17 protein-coding genes are annotated in these 19,420 nt (G+C 66.9%); 4 read left to right on the top strand and 13 right to left on the bottom strand.

The window, feature by feature from the left end; genetic code table 11:
* Positions 1-14 precede the first annotated feature (14 nt).
* Positions 15-2,486 carry a glycogen/starch/alpha-glucan phosphorylase gene (locus tag ACSFA8_RS08565; RefSeq protein WP_435479058.1) on the top strand — a complete coding sequence of 824 codons (2,472 nt, stop codon included), beginning with the start codon at positions 15-17 and terminating at the stop codon, positions 2,484-2,486.
* A 456-nt stretch (positions 2,487-2,942) separates the two neighbouring features.
* Here ACSFA8_RS08565 and ACSFA8_RS08560 read toward each other — a convergent pair whose 3' ends face one another.
* From ACSFA8_RS08560 to ACSFA8_RS08545, 4 genes are read right to left on the bottom strand one after another with little or no spacing between them, the layout of a single operon-like run.
* Positions 2,943-3,398, bottom strand: a complete 456-nt coding sequence (locus ACSFA8_RS08560) for an ExbD/TolR family protein (protein WP_435479057.1) — start codon at positions 3,396-3,398, stop codon at positions 2,943-2,945.
* A gap of 1 nt (position 3,399) precedes the next feature.
* Positions 3,400-4,098 carry a MotA/TolQ/ExbB proton channel family protein gene (locus ACSFA8_RS08555; RefSeq protein WP_435479056.1) on the bottom strand — a complete coding sequence of 233 codons (699 nt, stop codon included), beginning with the start codon at positions 4,096-4,098 and terminating at the stop codon, positions 3,400-3,402.
* 12 nt (positions 4,099-4,110) lie between these two features.
* Positions 4,111-4,911, bottom strand: a complete 801-nt coding sequence (gene dapB, locus ACSFA8_RS08550; protein ID WP_435479055.1) for a 4-hydroxy-tetrahydrodipicolinate reductase — start codon at positions 4,909-4,911, stop codon at positions 4,111-4,113.
* A gap of 1 nt (position 4,912) precedes the next feature.
* Complete coding sequence (locus ACSFA8_RS08545) at positions 4,913-5,467, bottom strand: outer membrane protein assembly factor BamE (RefSeq protein WP_435479054.1); 555 nt, start codon at positions 5,465-5,467, stop codon at positions 4,913-4,915.
* 88 nt (positions 5,468-5,555) lie between these two features.
* Here ACSFA8_RS08545 and fur point away from each other — a divergent pair, with 88 nt between their 5' ends.
* Entirely contained in the window at positions 5,556-5,975 is a 420-nt protein-coding gene (fur, locus tag ACSFA8_RS08540; RefSeq protein ID WP_435479053.1) for a ferric iron uptake transcriptional regulator, read from the top strand.
* A 4-nt stretch (positions 5,976-5,979) separates the two neighbouring features.
* Here fur and hprK read toward each other — a convergent pair whose 3' ends face one another.
* The 4 genes from hprK to ACSFA8_RS08520 all read right to left on the bottom strand — a co-directional run bounded on the left by hprK (position 5,980) and on the right by ACSFA8_RS08520 (position 10,269).
* On the bottom strand, positions 5,980-6,936 hold the full coding sequence (gene hprK, locus ACSFA8_RS08535) for an HPr(Ser) kinase/phosphatase (RefSeq protein WP_435479052.1): 957 nt from the start codon (positions 6,934-6,936) through the stop codon (positions 5,980-5,982).
* A gap of 137 nt (positions 6,937-7,073) precedes the next feature.
* Positions 7,074-7,541: a PTS sugar transporter subunit IIA gene (locus ACSFA8_RS08530; protein ID WP_435479051.1), complete on the bottom strand. Its 468-nt coding sequence runs from the start codon at positions 7,539-7,541 to the stop codon at positions 7,074-7,076.
* A gap of 94 nt (positions 7,542-7,635) precedes the next feature.
* On the bottom strand, positions 7,636-7,965 hold the full coding sequence (gene hpf / locus ACSFA8_RS08525; protein ID WP_093109940.1) for a ribosome hibernation-promoting factor, HPF/YfiA family: 330 nt from the start codon (positions 7,963-7,965) through the stop codon (positions 7,636-7,638).
* A 213-nt stretch (positions 7,966-8,178) separates the two neighbouring features.
* Positions 8,179-10,269: an ATP-dependent helicase gene (locus tag ACSFA8_RS08520; RefSeq protein WP_435479050.1), complete on the bottom strand. Its 2,091-nt coding sequence runs from the start codon at positions 10,267-10,269 to the stop codon at positions 8,179-8,181.
* Between the two features lie 64 nt (positions 10,270-10,333).
* On the opposite strand from ACSFA8_RS08520, the gene ACSFA8_RS08515 reads away from it, so the two are divergent.
* Together ACSFA8_RS08515 and corA are read left to right on the top strand one after the other, a co-directional pair.
* Entirely contained in the window at positions 10,334-11,332 is a 999-nt protein-coding gene (locus ACSFA8_RS08515) for an IS1595 family transposase (protein ID WP_435479049.1), read from the top strand.
* A 121-nt stretch (positions 11,333-11,453) separates the two neighbouring features.
* Positions 11,454-12,440 carry a magnesium/cobalt transporter CorA gene (corA, locus tag ACSFA8_RS08510; RefSeq protein WP_286540049.1) on the top strand — a complete coding sequence of 329 codons (987 nt, stop codon included), beginning with the start codon at positions 11,454-11,456 and terminating at the stop codon, positions 12,438-12,440.
* An 18-nt stretch (positions 12,441-12,458) separates the two neighbouring features.
* Here corA and ACSFA8_RS08505 read toward each other — a convergent pair whose 3' ends face one another.
* The 5 genes from ACSFA8_RS08505 to ACSFA8_RS08485 form a co-directional block, all read right to left on the bottom strand.
* Positions 12,459-14,801 (bottom strand): xanthine dehydrogenase family protein molybdopterin-binding subunit, encoded by a 2,343-nt coding sequence (locus ACSFA8_RS08505; protein ID WP_435479048.1) that lies wholly within the window; start codon positions 14,799-14,801, stop codon positions 12,459-12,461.
* An 83-nt stretch (positions 14,802-14,884) separates the two neighbouring features.
* Entirely contained in the window at positions 14,885-15,643 is a 759-nt protein-coding gene (locus ACSFA8_RS08500; protein WP_435479047.1) for a 5'-methylthioadenosine/adenosylhomocysteine nucleosidase, read from the bottom strand.
* A 111-nt stretch (positions 15,644-15,754) separates the two neighbouring features.
* Positions 15,755-17,356, bottom strand: coding sequence for an ABC transporter substrate-binding protein (locus ACSFA8_RS08495; protein WP_435479046.1), 1,602 nt, complete (start codon positions 17,354-17,356; stop codon positions 15,755-15,757).
* A gap of 26 nt (positions 17,357-17,382) precedes the next feature.
* Positions 17,383-18,351 carry a dipeptide ABC transporter ATP-binding protein gene (locus ACSFA8_RS08490; protein ID WP_435479045.1) on the bottom strand — a complete coding sequence of 323 codons (969 nt, stop codon included), beginning with the start codon at positions 18,349-18,351 and terminating at the stop codon, positions 17,383-17,385.
* The gene (locus ACSFA8_RS08485; protein ID WP_435479044.1) at positions 18,348-19,376 is read right to left on the bottom strand and encodes an ABC transporter ATP-binding protein; all 1,029 of its coding nucleotides are present in this window, start codon (positions 19,374-19,376) and stop codon (positions 18,348-18,350) included. Before ACSFA8_RS08485 ends, ACSFA8_RS08490 begins: the two co-directional genes overlap by 4 nt.
* Between the last annotated feature and the right edge of the window lie 44 nt (positions 19,377-19,420).

Genomic DNA, 19,420 nt, shown 5'->3' with positions numbered 1-19,420 from the left:
TTGGAACTCATCGCATGACGATCGAAGAATTTGCCTATGACCACCCCGACCGCGACGTTGCGGCCTTCAAACGCGCGGTTGCCAACAAGCTGATCTACACGGTCGGCAAGGATCCGGTCGCCGCCAGCCAGGACGACTGGCTGCACGCCACCGCGGCGGCCGTGCGCGACCAACTGGTGGAGCGCTGGATGACCACCACGCGCGCCAACTACAAGCAGGATCTGAAGCGCGTCTACTACCTCTCGATGGAGTTCCTGATCGGGCGCACCTTCACCAATGCCCTGCTCGCTCTCGAGCTGCAGGACACGGTGAAGCAGGCGCTGGCCGACTTCGGCGTCGACATCCAGGCCCTGACCGAGCGCGAGCCCGACGCGGCGCTCGGCAACGGCGGCCTGGGCCGGCTGGCGGCCTGCTTTCTCGATTCGATGGCCACGCTCGGCCTGCCGGGCATGGGCTACGGCATCCGCTACGAATACGGCATGTTCCGCCAGCGCATCGTCGACGGCCAGCAGGTCGAGACGCCCGACTACTGGCTCACGCGCGGCAACCCGTGGGAGTTCCAGCGGCCCGAGGTGAACTTCCGGGTGCGCTTCGGCGGCCATGTGCAGAAACGCGAAGGGAAGGGCGAGCCCTATGGCGCCGCCCACTGGGTCGACACGCACGATGTGCTGGCAGTCGCCTACGACACCATCATTCCGGGCTACGGCACCGAGGCCACCAACACGCTGCGCCTCTGGTCGGCGCGCGCCACCGAAGAGATCGACCTGTCGGCCTTCAACCGTGGCAACTACATGGCGGCGGTCGAGAGCAAGAACCACTCCGAAAACGTCTCGCGCGTGCTCTATCCCGATGACTCCACGCCCTCGGGGCGCGAGTTGCGGCTGCACCAGGAGTACTTCTTCTGCAGCGCCAGCATGCAGGATCTGCTGCGCCGCTACCTGCGCACCCACACCAACTTCGACAACCTGCCCGACAAGGTCAGCATCCACCTGAACGACACGCACCCGGTGCTGGCGGTGCCCGAGCTGATGCGCCTGCTGCTCGACGAGCACAACGTGCCGTGGGATACGGCCTGGGCCCACACGCAGAAGGTGTTCAGCTACACCAACCACACGCTGATGCACGAAGCGCTGGAGACCTGGCCGGTCGAGATGATGGGCCGCATCCTGCCGCGCCATCTGCAGATCATCTACGACCTGAACTCGCGCTTTCTTGGCACCGTGGCGCAAAAGCTGGGCTCCGACCCCGAACTGATGCGCCGGCTCTCGCTGGTCGACGAATCCGGCGAGCGGCGCGTGCGCATGGCGTATGTGGCCGTGCTCGCGAGCCACTCGATCAACGGTGTGTCGGGCCTGCACTCCGAGCTGATGAAGCAGTCGATCTTTGCCGACTTCAACAGGATCTTCCCCGAGCGCTTCAACAACAAGACCAACGGCGTGACGCCGCGGCGCTGGCTGGCGCAAGCCAATCCACCGCTCGCCAGCTTGCTCGACGCGCGCATCGGCCGCGGCTGGCGGCGCGATCTGAACCAGTTGCAGGCACTCAAGCCGATGGCCGAGCAGCCTCCGTTCGCCCGCGCGTTCCGCCACGCCAAGCGCGAGAACAAGCTGCGCCTGGCCAACTGGGTCGAGCAGCACATGGGCGTCGTGCTCGACACCGACGCCATGTTCGACGTGCAGGTCAAGCGCATCCACGAGTACAAGCGCCAGTTGCTCAACGTGTTGCACGTCGTCACGCGCTACCACCGCATCCTCGACGAACCCAATGCGCCGCACGTGCCCCGCGTGGTGGTGTTCGCCGGCAAGGCGGCCTCGGCCTACGTGATGGCCAAGCTGGTGATCCGCCTGATCAACGACGTGGCCGCGGTCATCAACAACGACGAGCGCATCGGCAAGCTGCTGAAGGTGGTGTTCCTGCCGAACTACAGCGTGAGCCTGGCCGAGATCATCATGCCGGCCGCGGATCTGAGCGAGCAGATCTCCACCGCCGGCACCGAGGCATCCGGCACCGGCAACATGAAGTTCGCCCTCAACGGCGCGCTCACCATCGGTACGCTGGACGGCGCCAATGTCGAGATGCTGCAGAACGTCGGCGACGAGAACATCTTCATCTTCGGCAACACCACGCCCGAAGTGGCGGAGCTGCGCGCCAACGGCTATCAGCCGCGCGACTACTACGACAAAGACCTGGAACTGCGGCGCGTGCTCGACGCGATTCGCGACGGCGAGTTCTCCCACGGCGAGGCGGCCCGCTACCAGCCGATCTTCGACACGCTGGTGAACTGGGGCGATCACTATCTGCTGCTGGCCGACTACGCGAGCTACATCGAGACGCAGGAAAAGGTCGATGCGCTGTACCGCGACGCGGACGCGTGGACGCGCAAGGCGATCCTCAATGTGGCGGGGATGGGCGCGTTTTCGTCGGATCGGACCATTGCCGAATATGCCCATGAGATCTGGCATACGAAACCGGTGAAGCTGGGCTGAGGTTCGGGCTCGGGCTCGGGCTCGGGCTCGGGCTCGGGCTCGGGCTCGGGCTTGGGCTTGGGCTTGGGCTCGGGCTCGGGCTTGGGCTCGGGCTTGGGCTCGGGCTCGGGCTTGGGCTCGGGCTCGGGCTTGGGCTCAGACAGGGGCGGCAGGGCGGGCCGACGGCGGCGGGTGGCCCCTTCCGCGAATGTCCCCCGGCCTGCGGCCTCCTCCTTTATTTCGCTGCAGGGGCCACCCACCACCATCGGCCTGGGCACGCTCGTGGTGTTCAGCGCGAAACAGTCACGCCGCGTCCAGGATCAGGGCGGTGGGGCATGCTGCGCAGCGAAATAAAGGAGGAGGCCGCAGGCCGGGGGACATTCGCGGAGCAGCGTGCCCCGCCGCCCTGATCCACGCGCAGCGGTCAACCCGACGGACTGCGAAAGAACCGATGACCGGCTCACAAACCGACAACTGCTAACGCGCCGGCGGCTCGGTCACGAAACCGATGCGGCTCAGCCCCGCCTTGTTGGCAATGCCCATGAGTTCCACGACACGGCCGTAAGGCACGGTCTGATCGGCGCGCAACTGCACTTCGGTCTCGCGGCTGTCGGTGGCGGCCTGCTTCAGCCGCTCGGCCAGTTGCGCGTTGTCGACCGGCTGGTCGTTGAGGTAGACGATGCCCTTGGCATCCACCGCCAGGCTCACGAAGCGCGGCACCTCGTTCGGCTGGCCCGCATCGGTCTGCGGCAGGTCGAGCCGGATCGAGCTGGCCAGCAACGGTGCAGTGATGATGAAGATCACCAGCAACACCAGCATCACGTCCACCAGCGGCGTCACGTTGATGTCCGACAGCGGGCGCTGGCCGCCCGCGCCGGTGGCCCGGCCTCCGCTGGAGCCGCTGCTGCCGAGGGCGCTGCGACCGAAGGCCATGTCAGGTTTGCACGGGCATCGGCCGGGCTGGCGGCAACGGCGCCGCCGCTGCAGGCTCGCCGAACACGCCCAGCAGGTCGTGCGCGAAGCCTTCGAGTTCGGCCTCGATGCGGCCGATCACTCGGCCGAACCAGTTGTAGGCCAGCACCGCGGGAATCGCAACCGCGAGGCCGGCGGCGGTCATCACCAGCGCCTCGCCGACCGGGCCGGCCACCTTGTCGATGGTGAAGGCGCCGGCCTGGGCGATGCCGGTGAGTGCGCGATAGATGCCCCAGACGGTGCCGAGCAAGCCGACAAAAGGCGCCGTGGCACCGACTGTCGCCAGCAGGATCTGGCCGGCCGAGACGCGGCGCAATGCACCATGCAACGCCTCGCGCAACGCGCGTGTCAGGCGCTGGCTGCGATCGCCCGCGCCGCCGAGGGTGGCATTGCCACGGTCCGGCGCCACGTTCTTGAGCGCACCCACCGCCGGCAGGACGAGCGCGGCACGGTCAAACGCCTTGAGCCTTTGTTCGGCCTCGGCCAGCGTCGGCGACTGCCAGAACGCCGCGATGCTGCGCAACACGTTGCGCGTGCCGCCGCGCAGGAGCCAGGCTTTCCAGAGAATGACGACCCAGCTGCCGATCGACATCGCGAGCAGCAGCGCCGCGACGCTTCGGCTGACCGAGTCGCCTTGCGTCAGCAGTTCGAGGACGCTCATCGCAAGCCGGGGTCAGCGCAGTCCGAGCACGTCGAACATGTCGAACAGGCCCGACTTCTGGCCGGCCAGGAAGCGCGCGGCCCGCAGGCTGCCCTGCGCATAGGTCACGCGGCTCGACGACTTGTGGGTGATCTCGATACGCTCGCCGATGCCGGCGAACAACACCGTGTGGTCGCCCACGATGTCGCCGCCGCGGATGGCGGCAAAGCCGATAGTGGAGGGATCGCGCTCGCCCGTGATGCCTTCGCGGGCGTAGACGGCGCAGTCCTTCAGGTCGCGGCCCAGCGCGTCGGCGATCACCTCGCCCATCTTGAGCGCAGTGCCCGAAGGGGCGTCGACCTTATGCCGATGGTGCGCCTCGATGATCTCGATGTCGTAGCCGGTCGAGAGCGCCTTGGCCGCCATCTCGAGCAGCTTGAAGGTCACATTGACGCCCACGCTCATGTTGGGCGCCATCATGATCGCGATGTCTTTGGCGATGCCGGCGATCTCGGCTTTCTGCGCGTCGCTGAAGCCGGTGGTGCCGATCACGGCCTGCACGCCGAGTTCGCGGCACACCGCAAGATGCGCCAGCGTGCCTTCGGGCCGCGTGAAGTCGATCAGCACCTGGGCGTTCTTCAGGCCTTCGCGCAGATCGGCGGTGATCGGCACGCCTGTGCTGGATCCGAGAAAGGCGCCGGCGTCGGTGCCGAGGGCCGGACTGCCGGCCACATCAAGCGCGCCCGCCAATTCGCCGTCGTCGGCGGCACGCACGGCTTCGATCAGCATGCGGCCCATGCGGCCGGACGCGCCAGCGATCGCGATGCGACGCATGTCAGCGTGCCGTCGATTCGAGTGGCGGGTAGCTCGGCGGCAGCGGCGCGAGCTGGGCGGCCGAACTGTCGGCCTTGGCAGGCTCGACGGGTTTGATCTTTTTCAGTTGCTCTTCGGAAACCTGCAACTCCGGCACCTTGCCGCTCTTCCTGCGCGTATCGAGTTGCGCGACGAATTCTTCTTCGCTCGGCATCGGGTCGCCCTCGAAGCGCTCCAGCAGCTCGCCGTTGAAGTACAGCGTCAGGTGGCGCTGCTGCGGCTCGACGCCCTGGCGCCGGATCGTGAACACGTAGTCCCAGCGATTCGAATGAAACACGTCGGTCAGCAGCGAGGTACCGAGGATCTCGCGCACCTGCTGGCGCGACATGCCGGGCTTGAGTGCGTCGACCTGCTGCTTGGACACGAAATTACCCTGCACCACTTCCACCTTGTAGGGCGTGACGGAGGCGAGCGCACCGCGGGTGCTGTCGGTGAAGCTGCTGCAGGCGCCCAGGCACAGGCACACCGCCAGCGCGGCAGCCAGCGAGCCGGATCGGCGTTGGGGAATCACAGGCATGGGGAGAAAGAGGGTAGCGATATGATCGACCCATTGTAGCGGCTGGCCCTCGGTGAACCTGACCCGCGCGGCCGGCGGAGGAACCACCATGGCCAACATCGAAGAACTCAAGAACACCGGCCTGAAGGCCACCTTGCCGCGCCTGAAGATCCTGGAGATCTTCCAGACCGGCGGCCTGCGGCACATGACGGCCGAAGACGTGTTCCGCGTGCTGCTGAACGAGCATTCGGACATCGGGCTGGCCACGGTCTACCGGGTGCTGACGCAGTTCGAGCAGGCCGGCATTCTGGAGCGCAGCCACTTCGAAAGCGGCAAGGCGGTCTACGAGCTCAACGAAGGAAAGCACCACGACCACCTGATCTGCACCTCGTGCGGCAAGGTCGAGGAGTTCTACGACGCCGAGATCGAGCGGCGCCAGCAGATGATCGCCAAGGACAAGGGCTGGATCCTGCAGGATCACGCGATGTCGCTCTACGGGCTCTGCGGCGACTGCTCAAGCCGCCGCTGATCAGTCAGTCTTCGCGGTTGCTTTCCATGGCCTTGTGGTGGCGGGCCACGAAGTCGGCATAGGTGTCGATGCCGCGCAACTGCAGGATCGAGTTGCGCACCGCCGCCTCCACCAGCACCGCGATGTTGCGGCCGGCCACCACCTGGATGATGACCTTGCGCACCGGGATGCCGAGCACGTCCTGCGTCAGCGGCTCGGACGGCATGCGCTCGTAGTCGCGCTCGAAGCTGTCGCGCCGCACCAGGTGCACGATGAGCTTGAGGCGCATCTTCCGGCGCACCGCCGTCTCGCCGAAGATCGCGCGTATGTCGAGCAGGCCGATGCCGCGCACTTCCAGCAGGTTCTGCAGCAGATCGGGGCAGCGGCCCTCGATGGTGTTCTGGTTGATGCGGAACAGGTCGACCGCATCGTCCGCCACCAGGCCATTGCCGCGCGAGATGAGTTCGAGGCCCAGTTCGCTCTTGCCGAGCCCCGACTCGCCCGTGATCATCACGCCCATGCCCAGGATGTCCATGAATACCCCGTGCATCGAGGTGCGCTCGGCAAAGTGCTTGGACAGGTAGGCGCGCAGCAGGTCGATCACATGGGCCGACGACTCGCGCGTGGCAAACAGCGGCAGCTGGGCGCGCTCGCAGATGACGAGCAGTTCGTCAGGTGCCGCCTGGCCATCGGCCAGCACCAGCATCGGCGGCTCGAGCGTGACGATGCGGGCGATGCGCCGTGCGCAGTCTTCGGGCGTGCCGCGCGTCAGGTAGGCGACTTCTCGCGCGCCGAGGATCTGAACGCGGTAGGGGTGGATGTAGTTGAGATACCCGACCAGGTCGGCGGCCGACTGGGCCCGGCTGATCACGTCAGGCTCGAACTGGCGCTCCGAAGCGCCGAGGCCGGCCAGCCACTCCCATCGCAGCGACCCGCGAAACTCCTCGAACATCGCGTCCGCACTGATGACCGTCGGCTTCATCTCTTGCCCTTGGAAACAAAACCTGCGTTATGCCAGAAACATCGCGGAACCGGCTCCGCCGGGCCGCTGGTGTTGCCCCCGGCAGGGGGTTGGCGCAGCGACACGAAGTGCGCGCAGCCTGGGGGCGAGCAACAAGTTCAGGCGACCTGGGCCGACTGCCAGCCGGCAATTAGGGCGTGCAGGGCGCTGGCGTCGTTGCTCGACTTGATCTGCTCGCGCAGGCCGGCGTCGCTCAGCAGTTCGGCAATCTCGGAAAGGATTTCGAGGTGTTTCTGGGTGGCCGCTTCGGGCACCAGCAGAAAAATCAGCAACACCACCGGCTGCTCGTCGGGCGCATCGAAGCCGATCGGGTCGGCCAGCTGGAACACGGCCGCCATCGGCGCCTTGAGGCCCTTGATGCGCCCGTGCGGTATCGCGACACCGTGGCCCAACCCGGTCGAGCCGAGCCGCTCGCGCGCAAACAGGCTGTCGGTGATCAAGGCGCGGCCGAGGCCGTGAAGGTTTTCGAACAGCAAGCCGGCTTCCTCGAAAGCACGCTTCTTGCTAGTAGCGTCGACGCTCACGAGGACTTGAGCGGGCGGCAGGATGGACGCGAGGCGATTCATGTTGGGTGCTGGGCGGGGCGATTATGCACCCGCCGGGCAAAAAGCAAAGAGCCGCCCGAAGGCGGCCCGCAAGAGTATTTGCCCTGAGCCTGCTTTACATCACACGCTTGGGCGCTTCGTGATGGTGGTCTTGCAGGCGATCCTTGTGGCGCACCACCTGGCGATCCAGCTTGTCGACCAGTTCGTCGACCGCGGCATACAGATCAGCATGGCTTGACTCGGCGAACATGTCATTGCCCTTGACATGAATGTTGCACTCGGCCCGTTGCCGCCGCTCCTTCTCCTTCTGCTTCTCGACCGTGAGAATCACCTTCACATCGACCACCTGGTCGAAATGCCGCGTGATCCGGTCGAGCTTGCTTGTGACGTAGCTGCGCAGTGCGGGAGTGACGTCGAGATGATGACCGCTGATCGTCAAATTCATGAATGACCTCCTGGAATTGACGGTTGGTGAAATGACCCGGCTTCGGAATGAAGCCGGGTCGGCGAAAACTGCTGGAGAGAGGGGAAAGAGCGTGTGACGGAGCGCAAGATGGGGGTTCGATTCACTATGCCCCCGGTGTCATCGAATTGCAATCCCCGGGTTGCCTCCGAGATGTAACGCCCCGCGCCAGAGGCACAGCCTGGGGGCAAGCAACTATCGCCAGGCGGCCCGAAGGCGATTGCGAAGATCAATCGCAGCGGCCGGCGGCGGCACGAAAGCCGGCCGCTCGGGCGGCGGCGGCCAGGTGACATGTTCGAAGCGCGCCGCATCGGCCGCGTCGATGAAACGGGTCCGGCCGGCGTACACATGCCGATCGCCGCGCGCTGCCTGCTGGGTCACGTAGAAGCGCTGCGGCACGATCAGGTGCAGGTGGTCGCGGGCGCGCGTCATCGCCACGTAGAGCAGGCGCCGCTCTTCTTCGAGCTCGGCGGCACCCTGCGCCACGTCAGCCGGCAGGCAGCCGTCGACCACATTCAGCACATGCACCGAGCGCCATTCCTGGCCCTTGGCCGAATGGATGGTCGAGAGGATCAGGTAGTCCTCGTCGAGCAACGGCGGCCCTGCGCGGTCGCTGGTGGCCGAGGGCGGATCGAGCGTGAGTTCGGTCAGGAAGGTCTCTCGCGAGGCGTAGCCCGCTGCCAGCCGGGCCAGTTGCTCAAGATCGCCGCGGCGCAGGCCGGCATCGTCGTGCAGCCGCTCCAGATGCGGCAAATACCATTTCAGCGCCAGCTCGATGTCGGCCGGCCAGGGCAGCACAGGCGTGCGCAGTTCGCTGTAGATGCCGGCAAAACGCTGCCATTCGACCATTGCCGCGCCCGGCGGCACGAAATCACGCACCACCGCTGCCGGGTCGGCGGCCGCGTCCATCGCGTCGAGCAAGCGTGACGAGGTGGCCGGACCGATGCCGGGAATCAGTTGCGTGACGCGAAAGCCCGCCATGCGGCCGCGCGGGTTCTGGACGAAGCGCAGCACCGCGAGCAGATCCTTCACATGGGCCGCTTCGAGGAACTTGAGCCCGCCGTACTTGACGAACGGGATGTTGCGCCGCGCCAGCTCGAGTTCGAGCGCGGCGCTGTGGCTCGAAGTGCGAAACAGCACCGCCTGCGACTTGAGCGCGAGACCGCCCTCGCGGTGCGCCAGGATGCGGTCGCACACCCATTGCGCCTGCTGCGCCTCGTCGGGCACCAGCACCAGCTGCGGTCGTCCGGCCGAGGGCTTGTCGGTCCAGAGCGTCTTGGCATGGCGCTCGGCGGACTGGGCGATCACCGCGTTCGAAACATCGAGGATCGGCTGGGTCGAACGGTAGTTGCGCTCGAGGGTGACGACGCGCGCCGCCTGCGCGAACTGCGTCGGAAAATCGAGGATGTTGCGCACCGTGGCGCCGCGGAAGGAGTAGATCGACTGCGCGTCGTCGCCTACCACGGTGACGCCGCGGCCATCGGGCTTGAGCGCGATCAGGATCGCGGCCTGCAGCCTGTTGGTGTCCTGGTACTCGTCGACCAGCACGTGGTCGAAGCGCGCGCCGACCTGCGCCGCCAGCGCGGGCTCGGCCATCATCTCGGCCCAGCACAGCAGCAGGTCGTCGTAGTCGAGCAGGTTCTGCTGCTGCTTGGCCTCGACGTAGGCGCCGAACAGGCGCTTGAGCTCGGTGGCCCATTCGGCGCACCACGGAAAGGTGTGCTTGAGCACTGCTTCGAGCGGTTCACGCGTGTTCACGCAGCGCGAGTAGATCGCCAGGCAGGTGCCCTTCTGCGGAAAGCGCCGCGTGCTCGACGACAGGCCGATCTCGTGCCGCACCAGGCCCATGAGGTCTTCGGCATCGCCGCGGTCGTGGATCGTGAAGTTCTGGTCGAGCCCGATCTGCAGTGCGTACTCGCGCAGAAGCCGTGCGCCGACACCATGGAAGGTGCCGGCCCAGGGCAATGCGGGCGGGGCCTCGGAGCGCAGCCCCAGCACCCGCGCCACCACCTGCCCGGCGCGCCGCTCCATTTCCTGCGCAGCACGGCGCGAAAAGGTCAGCAGCAGGATCCGCTGCGGATCGGCGCCCTGTGCAACCAGGTGCGCCACGCGGTGCGCCAGCATGCTGGTCTTGCCCGAGCCGGCGCCGGCGATCACCAGCAGGGGTTCGGCCGCCGCGTGCGTCACTGCCGCGCGCTGTTCGTCGTTCAGCGCCGCCAGCACCGTGGCCAGACGCCGGGCCGGCGTTTCGGCAAGGGTGGCGGGGGCTTCGGCAAGGTGCGGCATGGAAGGAAGAACTGTACATCCATACGGGGTATCCATTTAGCTCCAGTCCGACTAGGATTACTGGATGGACATCCATATATTAGCCCCCAAGGCGGGAGAAGACTACCCGGTCAACTGGAACCAGTTCCTGGACTGGTTTGCCACCGAGGAGGCCTGTCTTGGCTACTTGGAGCGGCTGCGCTGGCCGCAGGGTTTCGTGTGTCCGCGCTGTGGGGTGGGCGCTGAGCCCTATCGCTCCAGCCGCGCACGGCTGATGTGCCGAAGCTGCTCGACCCAGAGCACAGTGACCGCGGGCACCATCTTCGAGAAGACCCGCACGCCGCTGCGGGTGTGGCTGGCCGCCGCCTGGTACGTCACCAACCAGAAGCACGGCGTCAGCGCGCTCGGACTGCAGCGTGTGCTCGGCCTGGGCAGCTACCAGACGGCCTGGGCGATGCTGCACCGCCTGCGCCGGGCGATGGTGCGGCCCGAGCGTGAACGGCTCAGCGGCATCGTGGAGGTCGACGAGACGTATCTGGCCCTCAGCGATCGCGAGCAGCCTGTCGCCCGCGGGCGGGGCAAGGGTCGAAAAAGCCAGACCCACCAGACACCTGTGGTGATCGCCGTGGAGCTGCACGAGCCCAAGGGCTTCGGCCGGCTGCGGCTCGAGCGCATCCTGAACGACTCGACCGAGCAGGTCACCCCCTTCGTGCTGGCCAACATCGAGCCTGGCTCACAGGTGCGCACCGACGGCTCGGCCGTCTATCGCGATCTCGCGGATCTGGGCTACGTGCACCAGCGCACTGTCCATCTGGGCTCCGACGTTCCCGCGCACGTCTCCATGGTCGGCGTTCACCGCGTGGCCGCACTGATCAAGCGCTGGGTGCTGGGCACGCACCAGGGTGCCGTGCAGCCGGCGCACCTGGACGCCTATCTCGACGAATTCGTCTTTCGCTTCAATCGCCGGGCCTCGCGCTCGCGAGGGCTGCTGTTTTACCGGCTCCTCGAGCAGGCCGTCGTCACAGATCCGCTGACCTATCGCGGTGTCGTGGACAACTTCCCCAAATCGGCAGAAGTGGCGTAGATTACTGGATGTACATCCATATATCCCTGGGCACTGGAGCTAAATGGATACCCCGTACATCCATCCAGCGACATGCAGTGCGCGCAGATTGGCGGGCGGGCAATCGCTCGGATAATTCCGGATGCTCAATATTTTCACGCTCGCCAACGGCCGCCTCGTCCAGGAAGAGATCGAGTCGCTCGAAGAGCTCTCCAGGTTCCAGCCGATCTGGGTCGATCTCGAGTCGCCCTCGCTGGAAGAGAAGCGCTGGATCAAGCAGTACTACGGCCTGTCCATTCCCGAAGACGCGATGGACGAGGACATCGAGGAGTCGGCCCGCTTCTACGAAGAAGACAACGGCGAACTGCACATCCGCAGCGACTTCTTGATCGATGACGACGAAGACCCGCGTTCGGTGCGCGTAGCCTTCATCCTGAACCAGCACAACACCGACCTGCGCAGCCGTGGCGTGCTGTTCTCGATCCACGACGAGGACGTGCCGGTGTTCCGCCTGCTGCGCATGCGCGCACGCCGTGCCCCGGGCTTGATCGAGGACGCGAAGGAAGTGCTGCTCAAGCTGTTCGACGCCGACGCCGAATACTCGGCCGACACGCTGGAGAACATCTACGACGAGCTCGAAAAGGCGGGCAAGAAGGTGCTGTCGGGCAACGTGAGCGACGAGTTGGCCGGCGAGGTGCTGGGCGCCATCGCGCGCGAGGAAGACTTGAACGGCCGCATCCGCCGCAACGTGATGGACACGCGCCGCGCGGTGAGCTTCATGATGCGCAGCAAGATGCTCAATGCCGAGCAGTTCGAGGAGGCGCGCCAGATCCTGCGCGACATCGAGTCGCTCGACAACCACACCGCGTTCCTGTTCGACAAGATCAACTTCCTGATGGATGCGACCGTCGGTTTCATCAACATCAACCAGAACAAGACCATCAAGATCTTCTCGGTGGCCAGCGTGGCGCTGCTGCCGCCCACGCTGATCGCGAGTGTCTACGGCATGAACTTCGACCTCATGCCGGAACTCAAGTGGACGCTGGGCTATCCGTACGCCATCGCGCTGATGGTGGCGAGCGCCGTCGGCCCCATGCTTTACTTCCGCCGCAAGGGGTGGCTGTCCTGAGCCCGCCCCCTGCCACGATCAACCTGTCATGAGCGACCACAGCCGCGTGGGACTCAGCGGCATCTGCAGCAACGGCGCCTTGGCGGCGAAGCCGTTGCGCGCCAGCGCATCGGCCACCGCGTTGATCACTGCGGGCGTGGCGCCGATGGTGCCGAGTTCGCCGACGCCCTTCACACCCAGCGGGTTGTTCAGGCACGGCGTCGACTGGTCCATTTCGGTCTTGAAGTCGGGCGAGCTGTCGGCCACCGGCATCGCATAGTCCATGAAACTGCCGGTCACGGGCTGGCCGGTCTCGGGGTCGTAGACGATCTGTTCGAGCAGCGCCTGGCCGATGCCCTGCACCGCGCCGCCGTCGAGCTGGCCGCGCACGATCATCGGATTGACCACGCGGCCGACATCGTTGACCGACGCGTACGCCACCACCTCGACGTCGCCGGTCTGCGCATCGACCTCGACTTCGCTGATGTGGCAGCCGTTCGGCCAGCTCGGGCCAGCCACCGCGCTGGTCGAGTCGATGAAGATGCGGTGCTCGGGCTGGCGACCGGCGAGTTCGAACAGGTCGATCTTCAGGTCGGTGCCGGCCACGGTGAATGCGCCCTCGGCGTAGGTCACGTCGGCCGGTGCGGCTTCGAACTCGGTGGCGGCCAGGCCGCGCGCGTGCTCGATAGTGCGCTCGGCACCGATGCGCATGGCCGAGCCGCCGGTAAACAGCGAGCGCGACCCGGCGCTGCCGAAGCCGTCGCCGCGGTCGGTGTCGCCCAGCACCACGCGCACTTTTTCGAGCGGCACGCCGAAGGCATCGACCACCAGTTGCGCGAGCGAGGTCGCGATGCCCTGCCCCATTGCGTTGACGGCCGAGAACACTTCGATCACGCCATCGGCCAGCACCGAGACTGTGACGCGTTCCTCGAACACGTTGCCGCCGGTCCATTCGAGAAAGGTCGCGATGCCGAGGCCGCGCAGCTTGCCGCGCTGCGCGGACCCGGCGGCGCGTGCGGCGAAGCCGTCGAAGTCGGCCAATGCGAGCCCCTGGTTCATCACCGACTCGAACTGGCCGCTGTCGTACACCTGCCCCATCGGGTTCTTGTACGGCATCTGGTCGGGCCGGATGAAGTTGCGGCGGCGCAGCGCGATGCGGTCGATGCCGGTCTGGCGCGCGGCCTCGTCCATGAGCCGCTCCATCGTGTAGATCGCTTCGGGCCGGCCGGCGCCGCGGTAGGCACCGGTGGGCGCGGTGTTGGTCATCACTGCCTTGAAATGGAAGTCGATGGTCTGGATGTCGTAGACGCTGGTCTGCACCCAGGGCCCGATCAGCAGCTGGATCGCGACGCCGGTGCCGGTGCCGTAGGCGCCCACGTTGGCCTGCGAACGCAGCCGCAGCGCCAGGATCTTGCCGTCGGCGGCGAGCGCCATCTCGGCCTGCACATGCACGTCGCGGCCGTGCGTGGTCGAGACGAACTCCTCGCTGCGGTCGGCAATCCACTTCACAGGGCGCTTGAGCGTGCGCGCCGCGAACGCCACCACCGCGTCTTCGGGGTACAGGCCGGTCTTCATGCCGAAGCCGCCGCCCACGTCGGCGACGCGCACCCGGATCTGGTCCCGCGGAATGTTGAGCACCGCATCGCACAGCGTGTCGCGCACGCCCGAAGGCATCTGCGTGCTCATGTGCAGCGTGGTGCGGCCGCTGGCACGGTCGTAGTCGGCCAGCACCGAGCGCGGCTCCAGCGTGACGGCGGCCAGGCGCTGGTTGACGATGTCGAGCTTGACGGTGTGCGCCGCCGTGGCGAACGCGGCCTCGGTTGCCTCGGCGCTGCCATGCCTTGCTTCGCACGAAATGTTGTCGGGCGCCGCATCGCACAGGGCGGGCGCACCGGGCGCCATCGCCTGCGCGGGGTCGATCACGGCGGGCAGCGCCTCGTAGTCGACGAACACGGCCTCGGCCGCGTCGCGCGCCTGCTGGAGCGTGTCGGCCAGCACCGCGACCACCGGCTCGCCGACGAAGCGCACGCGCTCGTGCGCGAGCGCGCGGCGATCGGCCGTGGCAGCCGGCGAGCCATCGGCCCGCTTGAAGCCCGCGGTGCCCGGCAGCGGCCGAACGCCGGCCGCGACCAGATCGGCACCGGTGACAACCTGCAGCACACCCGGCATGGCGAGCGCGGCGGCGGTGTCGACCGAGAGGATGCGGGCATGCGGGTAGGGCGAGCGCACGAAGAAGAGCTGGGCCTGGCCCTCGAAGCGCAGGTCGTCGGTGTAGCGGCCCTGGCCGGCCAACAGCGCGTCGTCTTCGATGCGGCGCACAGCCTGGCCGCTGCCGAAGCGGCCGGCCGGCGCGACCGGGGTGGGAGAAACAACAGTGTTCACGGAGTCACCTCGTCAAGCGATGGCCCGAACGGCCAGCCGCTGCACTTTGCCAGAAACGCCACCGTCATGCCCGCGCAGGCCGTTCACGATCGCGGCAGCATCGGCAGCAGCGCCGTGATCAGCGCACGCGCCTGCAGCCCGGCCACCTGCGCGAGGTAGGCCGGAAAGTCCACATGCGCCTGGTCGTCCGCGCGGTCCGAGACGTTGCGCACGGCGGCGAACGGCACGCCGTGGTCGTGGCACACCTGCGCAACGGCGGCTGCTTCCATTTCGACGGCGAGCGCATCCGGCAAGGCCGCGCGCAACACATGCGCCTCGTCGGCGCGCGACACGAAGCGGTCGCCGCTGATCAGCAAGCCTTGATGGATGCGGGGCGCCTGGAGCCCGAAGCGGGCTCGGGTTTCAGCGTCGAAAAGGCCTGCAGTGCCCGTTGGATGGGCACGCGCAGCCATCGAGAGCATCGCGACGAGCTCCGCATCCGCCGCAAAGCGGGTGCGCCCATAGAGCGGCACCTCGTGGCGCGGGAACAGCGGCGAGGCATCCATGTCGTGCTGCAGAAACTCGGTGCCGATCACCGTATCGCCCACGCGCACGTCCGGATGCAGCCCGCCGGCCACGCCGGTGAACACGATGCGCCGCGCGCCGAAGCGCCCGATCAGCGCCGCCGCCGTGGTGGCCGCGGCGACCTTGCCGATGCGCGACAGCGCGAACACCACCGGCCGGCCATGCCAGCGCCCGACATGGAAGTCGCGCCCCGCATAACGCTCGACGCGCAGGCCGTCGAGCTGCGCGGCCAACCCTTCCTGCTCTTCAGGAAGCGCGCTGAGAATTGCAGTAGTCATCTGATCCCGGCTTTCACCAGGAACACCGCGGAACCGGCTTTGCCGGGCCGCTGGTGTTGCCCCCGGCAGGGGGGTGGGCGAAGCGACACGAAGTGCGCGCAGCCTGGGGGGTTACTTGATATCCACGCCGTAGAACGTATGGCGGCCGAAGGGGCTCAACTTGAAGTCGATGACCTCCTTGCGCACCGGCTTCAGCTGCACGGCGTGCGCGATGGTGAACCACGGTGCCTGCTCCTTGAAGATCACCTGGGCCTTCCTGTAGAGCGCATCGCGATCGGCCTGCTTCGGCACGTTCTTGGCCTTCAGCACCAGTTCCTCATAAGGCTGGTAGCAGAATTTGGCCACATTCGAGCCGCTGGCCGACTGGGCCGACGCGCAGCCGAGCAGCGTGTACATGAAGTTGTCCGGATCGCCGTTGTCGCCGGTCCAGCCCAGCATGCCCATCTGGTGCTCGCCGGCCTGCATGCGCTTGCGGTATTCGCCCCATTCGAAGGTCTTGATCTCGGCCTTGACGCCGATCTTGGCGAGGTCGGCCTGCATCAGCTCCGCGATGCGCTTGGCGTTCGGGTTGTAGGGGCGCTGCACCGGCATGGCCCACAGGTCGGTGGTGAAGCCGTTGCCCAGGCCCGCGGCGGCCAGCAGCTTCTTAGCGCCTTCGGGGTCGTACGGATCGTCCTGGATCGCGTCGTTGTACGACCACATCGTCGGCGGAATCGGGTTCTTGGCCGCGATGCCGGCGGTCAGGTAGACGCCGTCGATGATGGCTTTCTTGTTGATCGCCATGTTGATGGCCTTGCGCACGCGCACGTCGTCGAACGGCTTCTTCTGCGTGTTGTAGGCGAGGTAGCCGACGTTGAGGCCGGGCTGCTCCAGCACCTGCACGTTCGGATCCTTGCGGATCGCGTCGAGGTCGGCCGGGTTCGGGTACGGCATCACGTGGCATTCGCCCTTTTGCAGCTTGGCCCAGCGCACCGAGGCATCGGGCGTGATCGAGAAGATCAGGTCATCGATCTTGGCCTTGCCGCCCCAGTACTGCGGGAAGGCCTTGAAGCGGATGACCGCGTCCTTCTGGTACTGCACCAGGTAGAACGGGCCGGTGCCGATCGGATCCTGGTCGACCTTCTCGGGCGTGCCGGCCTTGAGCATGGCGATCGCGTATTCCTTCGACTGGATGCCGGCGTACTGCATGGCGAGGTTCGACAGGAACGGCGCCTCGGCCTTGTTGAGCACGATCTTCACGGTGTGGTCGTCGACGCGGTCGACGGTCTTCAGCAGCTTGGGCATGCCCATGTCGTTGAAGTACGAATGGTTCGGGCTCGTGACCTTGAAGAAGGGGTCGTTCTCCTTCCACTGCCGCTCGAGCATGAAGATGAAGTCGTCGGCATTAAAGTCGCGCGTCGGCTTGAAGCTCTTGCTCGTGGTGTGCCACTTCACGCCCTTGCGCAGCTTGAAGGTGTACTCGGTGCCGTCGGGCGAGATCGTCCAGCTTTCGGCCAGGCCCGGCACGACCTTGGTGCCGCCGCGCTCGAACTCGACGATGGTGTTGTAGACCTGCGTGGTCACGTCGAACGACGTGCCGGTGGTGTTGACCGCCGGGTAGAAGTTCTCGGGGCTGCCTTCGGAGCAGTACACCAGGGTCTTGGACGCGGCAGCGCCGCAGGCCAGGGCCATGGCGGTGGGAATCAACGCGGCGGCAAGGCGAAATGTGCGCATGGAAATACTCCTTCTGTGAAAGTGGTTCAACCCGACAAGAATTTCTCTGCATGGTGGCAGGCCACCTTGCGCGCGTCCAGCATACGCAGCACCGGCCGCTCGCTGCGGCAAAGCTCGGTGGCATGCGCACAGCGCGTGTTGAACACGCAGCCCGTGGGCGGGTTCAGCGGCGAGGGCAGCTCGCCCTGCAGCACGATGCGCTCGGTCGCGAGGCCCGGCGTCGACGCCAGCAGGGCCTGCGTGTACGGGTGCAGCGGGCGCGCGAAGATCTGCGTCTTGGGCCCCTGCTCGACTGCGTGGCCGAGGTACATCACCAGCACGTCGTGGGCAATGTGGCGCACCACGCCGAGGTCGTGCGAGATGAAGAGGTAGGCCAGCCCGAGCTCGGCCTGCAGGTCGGCCAGCAGGTTCAGCACCTGGGCCTGGATCGACACGTCGAGCGCCGACACCGGCTCGTCGGCCACCAGCAGCCGCGGCGACAGCATCAGCGCGCGTGCGATCGCAATGCGCTGGCGCTGCCCGCCCGAGAACATGTGCGGATAGCGGTTGGCATGCTCGGGCCGCAGGCCGACGCGCGCAAGCATCTCGCGCGCCTTGGCGGCGCGCTCGGTGGCGCCCATCGTCGTGTTGATGGCCAGCGGATCTTCGAGCACGGCCGAAATCTTCTTGCGCGGATTGAGCGAGCCGTAGGGGTTCTGGAACACCAGTTGCACCGCCTGGCGCAGCTCGCGCCTGCGCTCGGCCGGGGTGTGGACTGCATCGACGCCCACCAGCGAGAGGCTGCCGGCCGTGGGCTTCTCGATCAGCGTGACCATGCGCGCCAGCGTCGACTTGCCGCAGCCCGATTCGCCCACCACGGCCAGCGTGCGGCCGCGTGCGAGCTGGAACGACACCTCGCCGACCGCCTGTAGATGCGCAGGCGCGCGGAACATGCCGCGCCGGATGTCGTAGACCTTGCGCAGGCCGACGGCCTCGGCAACGAGCTCTGCCGTCATGGCGGCACCTCTGCCGGTTGCGGCCCGTCGCGCGCGATCAGCACCGCGCGGTTCGGGTCGCCGAGCGCATAGTGGCAGCGCACCTCGCCGCCTTCGCCCGCGGCGATCGGTTCGAGCTCGGGGCGCACGGCGCGCGAGTGGGCGGTGGCGTACGTGCAGCGCGGCGCGAACAGGCAGCCGGCAGGCCGGTCGTGCACGCCGGGCACCACCCCGGCGATGGTGGCGAGCCGGCCTTCGGGTGCGGCGCGTTCGGGCAGGGCCGCGAGCAGCGCCTCGGTGTAGGGATGTTGCGGCGCGGCGAACAGGCGGTCGACACGCTGCTGCTCGACGACCTGCCCGGCATACATCACGGCCACGCGCTGGGCCATGTCGGCCACCACGCCCATGTTGTGCGTGATCAGCACCAGCGCCATGCCGCGCTCCTTCTGCAGGTTGCGCAGCAGGTCGAGGATCTGGGCCTGGATCGTGACGTCGAGCGCCGTGGTCGGCTCGTCGGCGATCAACAGGCGCGGATTGCAGGCAATGGCCATCGCGATCATCACGCGCTGGTTCATGCCGCCCGACAGCTGGTGCGGATAGGCGCCGATGCGCGAGGCCGCAGCCGGAATGCCGACCTGTTCGAGCAGCTCGATCGCACGCTTGTGCGCCGCGCGCTTGTCGAGCTTCAGGTGCAGGCGCAGTGTCTCGACGATCTGGAAGCCGATGGTGAAGCAGGGGTTGAGGCTGGTGGTTGGCTCCTGGAAGATCATCGCCACGTCCTTGCCGACCAGGTTGCGGCGCGCGCGGTCGCTGATGCCGAGCAGGTCGTGACCGGCAAAGCGCAAGTGCTGCGCGCGCACGCGGCCGGGGTGGCCGATCAGCCCCATGAGCGCCATCATCGTGACGCTCTTGCCGGAGCCGGATTCGCCGACGATGCCGAGCACCTCGCCTTCGTGGACGCGCAGGCTGACCCCTTCGACGGCGTGCATGATCCCGCCCTGCGTCGGGAACTCGACGTGAAGGTCGCGGATGTCGAGAAGGCTCATATGACCCCCACGCTCGGCACTGACGTGTCCTCGCTGCCCCCCGA

The sequence above is a fragment of the Variovorax nitratireducens genome (assembly GCF_051216545.1).
Taxonomy (GTDB): Bacteria; Pseudomonadota; Gammaproteobacteria; order Burkholderiales; family Burkholderiaceae_C; genus Variovorax.
This window is presented reverse-complemented; position numbering and strand designations above follow the sequence as displayed.